Origin of the sequence: Bacillus norwichensis, assembly GCF_014836955.1 — a bacterium.
Taxonomy (GTDB): Bacteria; Bacillota; Bacilli; order Bacillales; family Bacillaceae_C; genus Siminovitchia; species Siminovitchia norwichensis.
In genome coordinates this window covers 82,356-96,515 of record NZ_JACSPV010000012.1, presented here as the reverse complement: position 1 = coordinate 96,515, position 14,160 = coordinate 82,356, and the positions used below count along the sequence as shown (strand labels likewise).

Here is a 14,160-nt window from a genome sequence, read left to right as displayed (position 1 = left end):
ATGAATAAAAAAAGATGGGAATTATTTATCAGGATACAGCAATTATAAATCAGGAGGATGCTCTTATGGCCAATACAGTAATTCAAACAACAATGGAAGAAATTAAGAAGATGAAACAACATTATCAGCCTTACCTATCGGAAAAAACCCCTCCCGGAAGTGTCTTTTTTGCTAAGAAAAACAGCTGCGTCATCACTGCCTATAAATCAGGGAAAGTCCTGTTTCAGGGAGCCAGAAACGAAGAAGAAGCATCACAATGGGGCAAACCTGCCTCAAAACAGGCAAAACATTCTTCTTCACCGAAGGTATCAGGAAATCCACTGCCAGACAATATCTCAAGTCTGTCCATCATAGGCTCCGACGAAGTTGGAAAAGGCGACTACTTTGGGCCGCTCATTGTCGTGGCAGCATATGTAAAATCCGACCAGATTCCTCTCGTGAAAGAACTGGGCGTTAAGGACTCAAAAGACTTGACAGACCCCCAAATTGTTAAAATAGCCAAAGACTTGCTCACTTTTTTACCTTATAGCCTACTGAAGCTGGATAATCCAAAATACAACAAACTTCAAGCATCAGGCATGACACAAGGAAAAATGACGGCTATCCTGCACAACCAAGTACATCATTATCTTCTCGAGAAGATTTTACCTGAAAAGCCAGATGCCATCCTGGTTGATCAATTTGCCCAGGCTCCTGTCTATTACAAGCACTTAAAAGGGCAAAAAGTAATTCAGAAAGAAAGAGTCTATTTCAGCACGAAAGCAGAAGGTATCCATTTAGCAGTAGCTGCGGCATCTATCATAGCCCGTTACGCTTTTATTCGCGCCTTTGAGGGATTAAGCAAACAAGCCGGGTTTACAATACCAAAAGGAGCAGGAGCAAAAGTTGACCACGCTGCTGCCAGACTCATTCAAGAAAAAGGTATTCATGCATTGAACAAGTTCACAAAACTGCATTTTGCAAATACAGAAAAAGCCAAAAAGCTGGCGAGGATGTAGAAAAGACGGAAGGCTGGCTGTGCACTGCCACTTCACTTGTATGAGTCAAGCGAAGTCGACGTCAGCCTCTCAACAATTCCGGCTTTCATAAGAAAGACTTAAGCGCGCAGCTTAGCCGATTTTGATTAGACAAGCTTTATCCTTGCACCAGCGACGTCCTGTCGCTTCGCCGGCACTTGTACTTCCTGTTCGGCACAGCTAGATTATTAAATCTTAATTCAGTAGAGTGATCTTTAACACCTTTTCGAAAGGAGTCTCCCACTTCTAAGTCAGCAAGTGCAACAACACGAGTGAAAGTGGGGGGACTTCTGCTGAATGAAGTTAAAAATGCGCCCTATTGCAGGGACATACCGATCAATTGGTCGTCGTTTGCTGAAGGCTTACCTCTTCCATCTGTATTATTTGTAATATAATATAGTGTTCCTTTTTCAATGATAACATCTCGGATACGGCCATTTCCATTTGCAAAAATTTCCTCCTTCTTATTTTGCAAATCAAAAATTCTTACAGCCTCTCCACGGAGATTAGCGATATAGAGTCTACCATCGTGATAAGCTATTCCACTTGGCGCCCAGGTATTTCCATTTGTATGAAATAAGGGAGACTCCATTCCGTTACCTTCTTCACCACCTTGAATAATCGGCCATCCATAATTATGTCCGGATTCAATTTTATTGATTTCATCATGGGCACTTTGTCCATGCTCAGCTGCATATAACTGACCTGTCTCGTCCCATGCCAGGCCCTGGGGATTACGGTGTCCGAGTGAATAGATCGGCGAGCCTGTAAATGGATTGTCTTCTGGAACAGAACCGTCCATTTCCAACCGCAAGATTTTCCCTGCAAAACTTTCCAATTGCTGGGCAAGCTCAGGTTTTGCTGCATCTCCAGTTGTCACATATACCTTGTCGTCCGGACCTAGTTTCACCCTGCCCCCATTATGGATATCGGCACCCGGTATCCCTTCCAACAATGCTGCCATTTCAAACCATTGATCCTCATCTTTTCGCAATCGTACCAGACGATTCAAAACCTCGCCATCCTCTATATAGGTATGGTAGGCCAATGCTTCAACATTCGTATCTGGTATCAGCTCAAAACCAAGGAAGCCCCCTTCTCCCTTAGTGTATAAAGTCTTATTCAATAGGACTGGTTCACGTTTTACCTTCGCAGACTTAACTGCTATTTCGGCTATTGTTCCATTTCGTTCACTTATAAAAAAAGTAGAGTTTTTCTTCGTAATGGACCAAGGTATTTCCAGCTGATCAGCAAACCGAGCCTCAATAATCATTCCAGATGCTGGCTGATTCTCCTCTTCACTATCATCAATCAATTTGGATTGTGAACAAGCAGCCTGAAATAATATGAGCGAAATCAGAAAAAACCTTTTCATTTTAGCCCTCCATTCCCTAGACAATCTTTAGATATTTTCTTACGACCTGATCCATTTCCTTCATGATTCATCCAATATGATAGACCTCCACTAACAATCGATATACATCTGAAATATAACTGACATGACCATCAATGGGCCGTTTTGCGTATTCTTGCAACCTTTGGGTAGGCAGGCTTTTGTCAAATGCTGTCCTGCATCCCGAAAGACGCGGTCTCACTCTACAATAATCTGACCTCCGTAAAATGAAAAAAAACTATTCTAATTGAATTAAATAGGCTAAAAATGCCAATTAATTGACTATATTTAAATAAATCGTTAGGATGATTTTTAACGCAACGGATGAGAAAAGTCAGGTGATTCGTAATGGCAGGAACTAAGAAAACGCATAAACCATGGGTTCTTGTTTTAACCATTGGTCTCGGCACATTATTGAACCCATTGAATTCATCTATGATTTCTGTAGCCTTGACACGGATGCAGGAGGATTTCGAACTTACATTTGCCGATGCTTCCTGGCTAATTTCAGTATTTTATCTTGCCAGTGCCGCAGGTCAGCCCGTCATGGGAAAATTGAGCGATATGTTCGGACCAAAGAGAATGTTTCTTGCTGGACTTGTTACGGTTGCAACCGCTTCAATGTTGGCACCATTCTCTCCCAACTTTCCTTTTTTACTTGGGTGCCGGGCACTTCAGGCAATTGGCAGCTCCACCTTATTTCCGAGTGGAATGAGTATGGTGCGAACAAGCATTACAAAAGGACAGGCTAAAGCCTTGGCGACGCTTTCAATTTTTGCTTCTACTTCCGCCGCTTTTGGTCCATCCATAGGTGGACTATTAATTGATTCATGGGACTGGCCTTCCATTTTCATTGTAAACTTTCCCTTTATCATTGTCTCATTTATCATGGCCATTTTTATTTTACCTGAAAAAGGACAAGGAAAATTCGAGCTGGCGCGTATCGACTTTCTTGGCATCAGCCTGTTTATCATTGCAGTGATTGGTCTAATTCTGTTTCTTTTATCATTGGATACACAGATTCATTGGTGGGCATTTATAATCTTTGCTGTTGCATCTGTTAGCTTTTATTATTATGAAAAGAGACAGACAGAGCCTTTTATTGATGTCAATAGACTAAAAAAGAATCCAACTGTCACGCTGATTTACCTTCAATTTATCACTGTTAATCTTGTTTATTATTGTTATTTCTTCGGTTTTCCGACGTTCCTACAACAAGTCAAAAAATACAGTCCTGGAGATACCGGCCTAATTATGCTTGCCTTGGCAGGATTCGGCGTCATTGTATCGCCGTTTGTAGGAAGGCTGATTGACCGCCATGGGCCTAAGCCCGCTCTGATTATCGGATCGTCGATTCTTTTAACCGGAACAGCACTTCTGCTTACCTTGCATGACACGTCATCTCTTTCTTGGCTGCTAGTCATCATGGCCGTTTTGGGAATGAGCAACGGATTCAGCAACATTTCCATGCAGACAGCCCTTTATGAGCACGTCAGGCCGGAGGATACAGGATCAGCATCGGGGCTATTCCAAACAAGCCGATATTTGGGATCTATCCTATCATCCAGCCTACTGGGATTGGCCTTTAACCGCCATTTGGACATCCAGCACCTGCATAACGTCGCGCTGATCTGCCTTGTTTTCTGTGCTCTAGTACTTTTCCTATCAATTAGGCTGCCGGGCCGTGGAACAAAATTAGAAAAATTAGGGGTCTGACCCCCAGTGCGGTAACGCGTTAAAGTAGGATAGGGGTCTGACCCCCGATGCGGTAACGCGTTAATGCAGGATAGGACATTCCTTTTCAAAATTGGGGAGATTTTATGTGTATCATTTTTATTGCTTATCGCTGCCATCCACAATATAACTTGATTACAGCAGCAAATCGAGACGAATTTTACAAACGTCCTGCTAAGGCGGCATATTTTTGGAAGGACCATCCTTCCATTTTAGCCGGAAGGGATTTGGAGAAAATGGGCACTTGGATGGGCGTCACCCGGACTGGCAGATTTGCCGCGCTGACCAATTATAGAAACCCTTCGGAATTCGATAAAACAGACAAAAAATCAAGGGGACATATCGTTCGCGACTTTTTGGCCGGTGATGAAACCTCTCTCGAATTTTTAAAAAAGCTTCAGCAAGTAAGTTTGGACTATAGAGGGTTCAATTTATTCGTTTCAGATGGGGACAGCTTGATGTATTACTCTAATATCGGGAATGAAATCAAACAGCTAGAACCTGGAATTTATGGGCTGAGCAATGACCAGCTAGATACTCCGTGGCCTAAAGTTGAAAAAGGCAAACAAACATTAAAACAAATACTTGATAACGAATTCAATCATGAACGGCTATTCTCTCTCCTTGGTGATCAAGAAACAGCTCCGGAAGAGAAATTACCGCAAACCGGCGTTCCATTACAGCTTGAAAAAACACTATCATCCATTTTTATTAAAAGTCCTGATTATGGGACACGCTGCTCAACTGTTCTGACCATTGATCAACATCAAAAAATCCATTTTATTGAAAAGACGTTTATGCCCCATGAGATTGATGAGAAAGAGTTCACGTTTATATCTAAGTAAAACTAAAAAGCTGCTGTCGGCATTTTTAATCCACAGCAGCTTTTATTTTTTCGGCAAATGAATCACTACACCTTGGACAACACGAATATTTTCATCATCAATCTGTCCTTCACGCTCATCTTCTTTCTTACTCCAGTTTCCGATGAGACAAAAAAGTGCAATCCCATAGCTTGTGAGCTGGATGACTTTCAAAATACCTCCGCCAAGCTGCTGGTCGTAAACTGCTGACAGCGATGGGAACATTTCTCCAGCCACTGCTGTATATAACGTATAATGTTCCTCTGTTATCCCAATAAGCAGAAAAATTCCAATCGGCATCAGCAAAACTGAGTTCAAAAAAATATACGCCACCCTCGTAAAATACGAGAATTTGCTAATCTCCGGTAATGGCATGATAATCGTCCACCACATCAAAAAGCCCGTAAAAACCAGAAAAACTTGGCTGCTAATCGAAAGAACTGTACTTTGCTGAATTAGGTTGAATATTGGCGGAGCAAAATAAACTGTTAACGCTCCGTTAAACAGCAATGCAGCCATCCATGGGTGTCCTAGCAGCTTAATCGTAAATTTCAGCCTATGGTTCCAGAAGTATTGTCGAATCCATTGGGGAGGCATACTTAAAATAAACAATGGCAGTACAATGAACAATACTGTCATGACCTCGATTACATGAGCACTGAAAGCAAAAGAGTCTGCAGCTACTTTGAACGGACTTCCTTTAACAATATAAAACAAAACTGCCGCTGTATAATAGTAAGCCATTTGTTTCTTCGTCACCTTATAGTTGGAAGAATGCATGATTTTTTTTGCATAAATGACTGAAACTAATGCAATGACTATAAACGTTATCGGGCTCCACATCTCGTACCAAGTAAAGCCTGAGAAAACATTCCAATTCACAAAAATCCTCCTCCCCCTTCCATGGATGACCATGAAGGATGAAACAGGTTTAGGGGTTTTAAAAAAACATTAGATCATGGAGGCCTATGCCTTTTAGACAAAACAAACCGGCGCCACTTAATAGAACGATTTCCTTTATAAGGACATTCTATCACATTTCAGCCAAGCATCTCCCTCAATCCATAAAAATCATTAAAAAAGGGATAAAGTGAAGGTCAGGTCCTTTGCAGCTGCCATTAAAAGCTTTCGGTAAAATTGGGGCACGATTGTTTGGAGAAGGTCTCAGTAAGAATGTTCATCATTAAACGTAGTTCAAACCCAAATTACAAAAATCAGTCGGTCAAAAAACAAAAATCGTTTTCGTCCGACTGATTTACTTTAAGAAGCTTTTTAGAAAGCCCGATTAGAGATGATGAACACTTCTTGCCTTTAGCTGCGCAGCTCTGCACCAGCTTTTTCTTTTAATGCTGCCAACACTTTTTCATGGATTTTTGTAACTTCCTCATCCGTTAGCGTTCTTTCAGGATCAGCATAGGTCAATGAGAAAGCAATTGATTTTTTGCCCTCTTCCATATTTTTTCCTTCATAGAGGTCGAATACATGAACGTCTGTCAGCAGCTTTTTACCAGAATCTTTAATGATTGATTCGAGCATTGCTGCATGGACATCCTTATCCACAACAAGTGCAATGTCTCGTGTAATTGATGGGTAACGCGGGATTGGCACATATCGCAATTCAGGAAGCTCGTAATCAAAAACTGGTTCAGCCTGAATTTCAAATACATAAGTCTCCTTCAGGTCAAGGTCCTTTTGCAAGTTGGGATGAACCTGTCCAGCAAATCCGATAACTTCTCCATCCACTAAGACTTCCGCTGTTCGTCCCGGATGCATACCATCCATTTGAACAGCCTGCCAGGAGATATGTTCTTCAAGCCCCAGCTTCTTAAATAAGCCTTCCAGGATTCCTTTGACTACATAAAAGTCAACCGGCTTTTTCTCCCCCTGCCAAGCATTATCCACCCACAAGCCTGTAACAGCTCCGGCAATATGCTCCCGTTCTTCCGGCTGCTTGCCTTCACCTTCATTCAAAAAGACCGAGCCGATTTCGTAAAGGGCAATTGATTCATTTTTCCTGGCCACATTATACGATATGGCTTCAAGCATTTGTGGAACAAGACTTAATCTCAACCGACTTCGCTCTTCACTCATCGGCATAGACAGCGTGACAGGTGGACGCTTTTCAATTGAAAACATTGCTGCCTTTTCTTCGCTAGTCAAAGAGTAGGTAATTGCTTGAAACAAGCCAGCTCCTTCAAAGACGCCTCTTACTGTTCTGCGTTTTTCTTGGAGTTTGCTTAAACCACCTGGAGTTGCTTCTCCTCTAGGCAGAGTTTTCGGAAGTTGGTCATATCCATATAGACGCGCAACCTCTTCAACCAAGTCCTCTTCGATTGTAATGTCTCCTCTGCGGGTTGGTACAGTGACAGTAAATACATCTTCTTCGACTACTACTTCGAACTGCAGTCTTTCAAAAATCTTCATAACTTCTGCTGAAGTGATGTCCGTACCGAGAACACGATTAATTTTCTCCAAAGAAATCGATACAATCGCTGGCTCGATTGTTAACTGGTCATCTTCCACAAGCCCTTCAAGCACTTCTCCACCAGCATACTTTGCTATTAACTCAGCTGCACGCTCTGCTGCCGGTTTTACCCTATTCGGATCTACACCTTTCTCATAGCGGCTGCTCGCTTCACTTCTTAGGCCATGATATTTTGACGTGCTCCGTATCGATCCACCTGTAAAATAAGCGGACTCCAACAAAATGGTTGTAGTTTCATCGCATACTTCTGAATCCGCTCCTCCCATCACACCTGCGAGTGCTACTGGAACAGTTCCATTCGTAATGACAAGCTGATCAGAAGTCAATGTGCGCTCCGTATCATCAAGCGTTGTGATCTTCTCACCTTCTGTTGCTAGACGGACAACCACTTCCTTTGAACCGAACCGGTCATAGTCGAAAGCATGAAGGGGCTGACCATATTCAAGTAAAATATAGTTTGTGATATCAACGACATTATTATGAGGCCGAATACCTGCTGACATTAGACGTCCCTGCATCCATAATGGCGAAGGTCCAATTTTCACATTTTTTATAACTTTTGCTGTATAAAGCGGATTTTCCTTCGGAGCTTTTACTTTAACAGAAATATAGTCAGAAGCTTTCTCTTTAGAAACTTCATAGGTACTTTCCGGTAACTGAACCGTTTTCCCCAAAATAGCTGCTGTTTCATAAGCAACGCCAATCATACTAAGCGCATCTGCACGATTGGGAGTCAGATCAAGCTCAAGTACTTCATCGTCCATGTTTAAAAATGACAAAGCATCAGAGCCAACCTCTGCGTCTGCAGGGAATACATAGATTCCTTCGGCGAATTCTTTTGGTACAAGCTTTCCTTCAAAGCCAAGCTCCTGAAGTGAACAGATCATTCCATTTGATTCTTCGCCGCGGAGCTTCGCTCTTTTTATTTTAAAATTACCTGGAAGAACGGCGCCCACTTTTGCGACAGGTACCTTTTGTCCTTTAGCGACATTTGGCGCCCCACAAATGATTTGGACAGGCTCTTCTTCACCAATATCCACCTGACACATTTTCAATTTATCGGCTTGTGGATGCTGAGTGCAATCAAGGACTTCACCAACAACGACATCCTTCACTCCATCACTTAATTTTTCAATTCCATCTACTTCAATACCGCTTCTTGTTATTTTTTCAGCTAATTCAGCTGCGGAAACACCATTTAAATTGACATAATCCTGCAGCCATTTATATGAAACCAACATGTGTTTAACCTCCCGAATTATTCTTGAACAGCAAATTGTTTGAGGAACCGGATATCATTCGTATAGAAATGGCGAATATCGTCAATTCCGTATTTCAGCATAGCAATCCGATCAGGCCCCATTCCAAAAGCGAAACCTGTATATTTCTTCGAATCGAAACCAGCCATTTCCAAAACGTTTGGATGAACCATACCTGCACCCAACACTTCGATCCAACCAGTTTGTTTACATACCCGGCAGCCTTCTCCATGACAAATTTTGCAGGAAATATCCATTTCCACAGAAGGCTCTGTGAATGGGAAGAAGCTTGGGCGCAAACGAATTTCACGGTCAGCACCGAAAATCTTTTTCGCGAATACTTCAAGCGTTCCTTTTAAATCACCCATTGTGATATTTTCATCGACGACAAGTCCTTCAATCTGCATGAATTGATGAGAGTGTGTGGCATCATCATTGTCACGCCGGTACACTTTTCCCGGGCAAATGATTTTAACAGGCCCTTTACCTTCATGCTTTTCCATCGTTCTGGCCTGAACCGGCGATGTATGGGTACGCATTAAAATTTCTTCAGTAATATAAAAAGAGTCCTGCATATCGCGAGCCGGATGCCCTTTCGGCAAATTCAAAGCCTCAAAGTTATAATAATCGTGCTCAACTTCAGGCCCTTCCGCTACTTTATATCCCATCCCAATGAACAAATCCTCGATTTCTTCGATGATTTTTGTAAGTGGATGGCGATTTCCAGTTGCTACAGCCCTTCCCGGAAGTGTCACATCAATCGTTTCGGCTTCCAGTTTCTTGGCTACAGCCTCATTCTCAAGTTCACGATTCTTGTTTTCAAGCGCCTTTGTAATGGTTTCTCTGATCATATTTCCGAGAGCTCCCATTTTTGGCCGCTCTTCTGCCGACAGTTTCCCCATTCCCCGCAATACTTCAGTAATCGGTCCTTTTTTTCCAAGATAAGAGACGCGCACTTGGTTCAACTCTTTTAAATCTGAAGCAGCTCTAACTTCCTCAAGAGCCTTCCGCTCCAGTTCTTTCAACTTTTGCTCCATTTATATATCCTCCTTCTTTTAATCCAATAAAAAGTTACGGTCAAGCCGAAACGAAGACAATAAAAAAAGCCCGCCCCCAAAAAGGGACGAGGCTATGGTCGCGGTACCACCCTTATAAACATTCTCATGTTCACTTCATTGTCATAACGGCAAGGCCGGTGCATCTTTACGAAATTACAGATAAACATTTGTAATGACGGTCCCGATGCCGACTCAGGAGGTGAATTTTTCACCTGGATTCCCAGCTAAAAGTGCTTGCAGTCATGGCACTTTCTCCCTGTAAGCGTCCTCCGGTTACTTTTCTCCATCATAGTCGTTCACTATATTAAGATATTCACATTATAGACGTTCCAAGTAATAATTTCAAATCGGTTTTCGCAAATGATAAAGCAATATGCCCGCAGCTATTGCAACATTAAGGGATTCACTTTTTCCATAGAGTGGAATATATAAGTTTTTATCTGTCTGCTGAAGAACATCGGGAGCTACTCCTGCTCCTTCATTCCCCATAATCAAAGCAAAGGAATCTGATGCGGGAACATTCATAAAAGGCTCCGCATTTTCAAGGGCCGTTCCGTAAACCGAAATATTAGCAGCCTTTGATTTTTTTATCCACTCCACTAAATTTCCGGTTTCCATCTGTAAATGAAAATGACTTCCCTGAGCTGAGCGAATTACCTTTGGATTATAAACATCCCCTGTTCCTTCTCCAAAAATAACAGCATCGATTCCTGCCGCATCTACCGTCCGGATCATCGTTCCAATATTACCTGGGTCCTGTACCCCGTCAAGCAAAAGCAGTTTTCGATGAATGGCAAGATCCACTCCCGCAGCTCTTTTTTTACATACTGCAAATATACCCTGAGGAGTTTCAGTTGCTGAGATAGATTGGCTGATTTCTTCAGAAATCAATGTTACCGGAAACTTTTTCAACCGTTCAAATTCGAAGGCAGTATAATTGCTTCGAACCATAATTTCAATAATCTCATCAGTTTTTAAAGCTTCTTCAATTAAATGAGCGCCTTCCAATAAATATTGACCGGATTGATCCCGCCCTTTTTTGGTAAGTAATTTTTTCCAATCCTTGACCCGCGTATTTTTCGCGGATTTAAGTTCTTCCTTCATTATCCAATTCCTTTCCGGGACAATTCTTTTTTCATTATAGAGGAAATTTTAACAGTCACCAAATAATAATTGGCTTGTTTCTACCGTCTTCAACTTTCACCACTACCATTTATGCATAATTCAGCTCGTTTGCGAAAAGCTAACGGAAGAATCTTTTGAAAAGGAGCCAATTGGATGGATCTTAACATTAGAAGAGCTGTAATCCATAATGTTGCTGAAAACAATCAAGATCAATTGCGTGATACGATAGTGGATGCCATGCAGAAAGGCGAGGAAAAATATTTGCCTGGATTAGGAGTGCTTTTTGAAGTGATCTGGCAGAACGCTGATGATCAGGAGAAAAACATGATGCTTGGCACACTTGAAAATGGATTGAAACAGGGATAAGCGGCGGTGTTGACCAGCCGCTTTTTTTATTAGCTTTTATGAGCCAACAGCTCAAACTTTTCTTAGCCTGGCCGCTAAAAAAACACCTTGAATGCCTCCACTCCATAATTGGCTGCGACCCCAAACACAATCGACCAGATCAACAGACTGATTGTCATCCAAAGAAGGGTCCAATTTTTTGCAGCGCCGAGAGTCAACCCGATAAATGCAGCAACGTGGATGCCGATCAAAATAGGACCAAGCAAAGCCAGTCCTGGCAGTCCATATTTGTTCCAGATTCTTTTTGCTCGCGCCTCCCGTTTACCGCTTTCTTTTAATTCCCCTCTTTTTTTGAAAAGATAATTCTTGATAGGTTCAAATAAATAGATGACCAAGATAGTTGTTAATAAATTTCCCGCAAAACTGAATATCACAACAAAAGCAGGCTGCAGCCCGCTAATAATGGCAACCGGGATTACCGCAGCTATTTCAATCCACGGCACTCCGGCCAAAAGGAAAACAACAATATATTCCCATAGATTCCCCATACATTTCTCCCTTTATCTGTATTCTTATTAGACAATACAGCAAAATTGATTTTCTGAAAAGAAAAAAGCAGAAAATCATGCACCTAGTAGATGAGCGAACAAAAAAGCACACCACTAGGTGTGATGTACTTTTTATTCAGCAACTTAATCAAATATGATTTTATCCACTGCTTCTTTATCCAGACGCTTAACTACTTCAGTAATGAGTTTAACCGCATTTTCATAGTCATCACGGTGCAAAAGAGCTGCATGTGTATGGATATAGCGAGTAGCGATTGTAATGGCCAATGACGGAGCACCTTCACCTGCCAAATGCGTAGATCCTGCATCCGTTCCTCCACCAGGCATAGCGTCAAATTGATAGGGAATACCCAAGTCATCCGCTACCCCTGTTACGAAATCACGAAGACCTTTATGGGAGACCATTGAAGCATCATATAGCATGATTTGTGGTCCCTCTCCCATTTTACCTTGCGCCTCCTTGTCGGAGACACCCGGAGTATCACCCGCAATACCGACATCCACTGCGAATGCAATGTCCGGTGCGATTTTGTTTGCGGCTGTTTTGGCTCCTCTTAAACCCACCTCTTCCTGTACGGTACCTACACCGTATACAATGTTGGGGTGATTTTCGCCTTTGAGATTTTTTAGAACATCGATGGCAATGGCGCAGCCAATACGGTTATCCCATGCTTTGGCAAGAAGCATTTTCTCATTGTTCATGACAGTAAATTCAAAGTAAGGAACAACCATGTCACCCGGACGGACTCCCCATTCTCTCACTTCTTCCTTACTTGATGCTCCGATATCAATGAACATATCCTTGATTTCCACTGGCTTTTTCCGTGCTTCTGCTGATAAAATATGCGGCGGTTTGGAGCCAATAACACCTGTAATCTCGCCTTTTGCAGTAACAATCGTCACACGCTGGGCAAGCATCACCTGATTCCACCATCCTCCAACTGTTTGGAATCGAAGGAATCCCTTGTCATCGATTTGTGTAACCATGAAGCCTACTTCATCCAAATGCCCAGCCACCATAACCTTGGGTCCGCTAGAATCACCCGTTTTTTTTGCAATTAAACTTCCCAGGCCATCCGTTTCGATCCCATCTGCATATGGCTCTATGTACTTTTTCATGATGTTGCGCGGTTCTTGCTCATTACCTGGAATTCCCTTGGCGTCGGTCAAGTCTTTTAGCATTGTTAAATTTTCATCGAGCTGTTTCATTCTTATCCCTCGCTTTAGAAAATTTTTCCTTTTTAAAATTATACTGAAAAACTGAAGTATTCACAAAGAAGTTGTTGCTATTTCATTTAATATCCGTCTTGCTGGCGCTTGAAATTCACATCGTTTTTCTTCTTATACGCTTCCTGTACTTCATGCAGCGTAAAGCCAAGCGTTTGCCCTAGAACAATATATTGACGGAAGAGTTCCTCGAAATCCATTGCATCTTTTGACTGGCGAAAATCATTAATCAGCTTGTAAACCTTTAAAAAGCTGCGGTTCAAATCTTCATTGCCTTCCTGGGATACAAGAGAATATTCGCGATCTGAAAAACCGAGCTCCAGTCCAAGGGATAAAATAAAATGGACGCCATCCACGAACTCCTCCAAAATATCCTCGTGGGGGGATGGAGCCTTTTTACTCCAGAATTTAAAACTCCTTGTTTCGTTTGCCAATTCACCAACTTCAACAAGCAAAGCTAGTATCTTTTTTTCAAATAAATCTTCTCTTTGCAGATCGTGTTCCTTTTCTATATACTGGTCCAATTCATATTGCATAGCAAACCATTCCTGTATTGTCATCATTTATCAATCCTCCATAAAAAAATTATAACAAAGTTGAAACCTTTTATCGCGTTTGTCCGTATATTAGGTAGATTATGGATTGGAGGGCTCGTCATGATCTTATTATTTAGACTCGTCATTTTGGCTTTAATTATTTATCTCTTTTGTATAGCCATTAAATTTATATTGGATCCAAAAAGAAAATTGGAAAGTGCCCATGAACAAAAGAAATTCTTCTTTTACGATATTCCCGATAATATTCGAAAAAACTTTTTGATCACTTATGAAGGCGTTATGTTCGAAGGTGAGAAATATCTTGGGACAACCGAGCGTGCTTTTGAAGTCGTTTCCATTTTCATTTTTCCACACAATAATGATCTACTGCAGGGGCTAAGCTACGAGGATTTCACATTCATTGAAAATGAAGTGAAGCTGAGGTATCCCAATGCTGCCATTGACTGGAAAAGTCCTGTTAAAGAATTGGTGGAGAAAAATAGGGGTAAAGAATAACGTTCGCATGTTTAAGAAGGCTGCTCTCTCTGTG

The 14,160-nt window shown here is 41.8% G+C and carries 13 protein-coding genes; 5 read left to right on the top strand and 8 right to left on the bottom strand.

Features of this window, described 5'->3' with window-relative positions; translation table 11 throughout:
- Positions 1 to 65 precede the first annotated feature (65 nt).
- The gene (rnhC, locus tag H9631_RS09430; RefSeq protein ID WP_191812122.1) at positions 66 to 998 is read left to right on the top strand and encodes a ribonuclease HIII; all 933 of its coding nucleotides are present in this window, start codon (positions 66 to 68) and stop codon (positions 996 to 998) included.
- Between the two features lie 334 nt (positions 999 to 1,332).
- Here the strand turns inward: rnhC and H9631_RS09425 are convergent, their stop codons facing one another.
- A complete protein-coding gene (locus H9631_RS09425) occupies positions 1,333 to 2,391 on the bottom strand; it encodes a PQQ-dependent sugar dehydrogenase (RefSeq protein ID WP_191812120.1) in 1,059 nt (352 codons plus the stop codon).
- A gap of 366 nt (positions 2,392 to 2,757) precedes the next feature.
- On the opposite strand from H9631_RS09425, the gene H9631_RS09420 reads away from it, so the two are divergent.
- Together H9631_RS09420 and H9631_RS09415 are read left to right on the top strand one after the other, a co-directional pair.
- The gene (locus H9631_RS09420) at positions 2,758 to 4,125 is read left to right on the top strand and encodes an MFS transporter (protein WP_191812118.1); all 1,368 of its coding nucleotides are present in this window, start codon (positions 2,758 to 2,760) and stop codon (positions 4,123 to 4,125) included.
- 104 nt (positions 4,126 to 4,229) lie between these two features.
- Positions 4,230 to 4,988, top strand: coding sequence for an NRDE family protein (locus H9631_RS09415; RefSeq protein WP_191812116.1), 759 nt, complete (start codon positions 4,230 to 4,232; stop codon positions 4,986 to 4,988).
- Positions 4,989 to 5,030: 42 nt separating this feature from the next.
- On the opposite strand, the gene H9631_RS09410 is transcribed toward H9631_RS09415, so the two are convergent.
- The 4 genes from H9631_RS09410 to H9631_RS09395 all read right to left on the bottom strand — a co-directional run bounded on the left by H9631_RS09410 (position 5,031) and on the right by H9631_RS09395 (position 10,912).
- Positions 5,031 to 5,888 (bottom strand): cytochrome c oxidase assembly protein, encoded by an 858-nt coding sequence (locus H9631_RS09410; protein WP_191812114.1) that lies wholly within the window; start codon positions 5,886 to 5,888, stop codon positions 5,031 to 5,033.
- 429 nt (positions 5,889 to 6,317) lie between these two features.
- Positions 6,318 to 8,732 carry a phenylalanine--tRNA ligase subunit beta gene (pheT, locus tag H9631_RS09405; RefSeq protein ID WP_191812112.1) on the bottom strand — a complete coding sequence of 805 codons (2,415 nt, stop codon included), beginning with the start codon at positions 8,730 to 8,732 and terminating at the stop codon, positions 6,318 to 6,320.
- 17 nt (positions 8,733 to 8,749) lie between these two features.
- On the bottom strand, positions 8,750 to 9,787 hold the full coding sequence (gene pheS, locus H9631_RS09400) for a phenylalanine--tRNA ligase subunit alpha (RefSeq protein WP_191812110.1): 1,038 nt from the start codon (positions 9,785 to 9,787) through the stop codon (positions 8,750 to 8,752).
- Positions 9,788 to 10,150: 363 nt separating this feature from the next.
- On the bottom strand, positions 10,151 to 10,912 hold the full coding sequence (locus tag H9631_RS09395) for a TrmH family RNA methyltransferase (RefSeq protein WP_191812108.1): 762 nt from the start codon (positions 10,910 to 10,912) through the stop codon (positions 10,151 to 10,153).
- Positions 10,913 to 11,086: 174 nt separating this feature from the next.
- Between H9631_RS09395 and sspI the strand changes: the two genes are divergently transcribed.
- Positions 11,087 to 11,299 (top strand): small acid-soluble spore protein SspI, encoded by a 213-nt coding sequence (gene sspI, locus H9631_RS09390; RefSeq protein ID WP_160706473.1) that lies wholly within the window; start codon positions 11,087 to 11,089, stop codon positions 11,297 to 11,299.
- A gap of 74 nt (positions 11,300 to 11,373) precedes the next feature.
- On the opposite strand, the gene H9631_RS09385 is transcribed toward sspI, so the two are convergent.
- The 3 genes from H9631_RS09385 to H9631_RS09375 all read right to left on the bottom strand — a co-directional run bounded on the left by H9631_RS09385 (position 11,374) and on the right by H9631_RS09375 (position 13,637).
- Entirely contained in the window at positions 11,374 to 11,826 is a 453-nt protein-coding gene (locus H9631_RS09385; protein WP_191812106.1) for a small multi-drug export protein, read from the bottom strand.
- 144 nt (positions 11,827 to 11,970) lie between these two features.
- Entirely contained in the window at positions 11,971 to 13,056 is a 1,086-nt protein-coding gene (locus H9631_RS09380) for a M42 family metallopeptidase (protein ID WP_191812105.1), read from the bottom strand.
- An 86-nt stretch (positions 13,057 to 13,142) separates the two neighbouring features.
- Positions 13,143 to 13,637, bottom strand: a complete 495-nt coding sequence (locus tag H9631_RS09375; RefSeq protein WP_318246793.1) for a dUTP diphosphatase — start codon at positions 13,635 to 13,637, stop codon at positions 13,143 to 13,145.
- 93 nt (positions 13,638 to 13,730) lie between these two features.
- Between H9631_RS09375 and H9631_RS09370 the strand changes: the two genes are divergently transcribed.
- A complete protein-coding gene (locus H9631_RS09370) occupies positions 13,731 to 14,126 on the top strand; it encodes a sigma-w pathway protein ysdB (protein ID WP_191812103.1) in 396 nt (131 codons plus the stop codon).
- Positions 14,127 to 14,160: the final 34 nt, after the last annotated feature.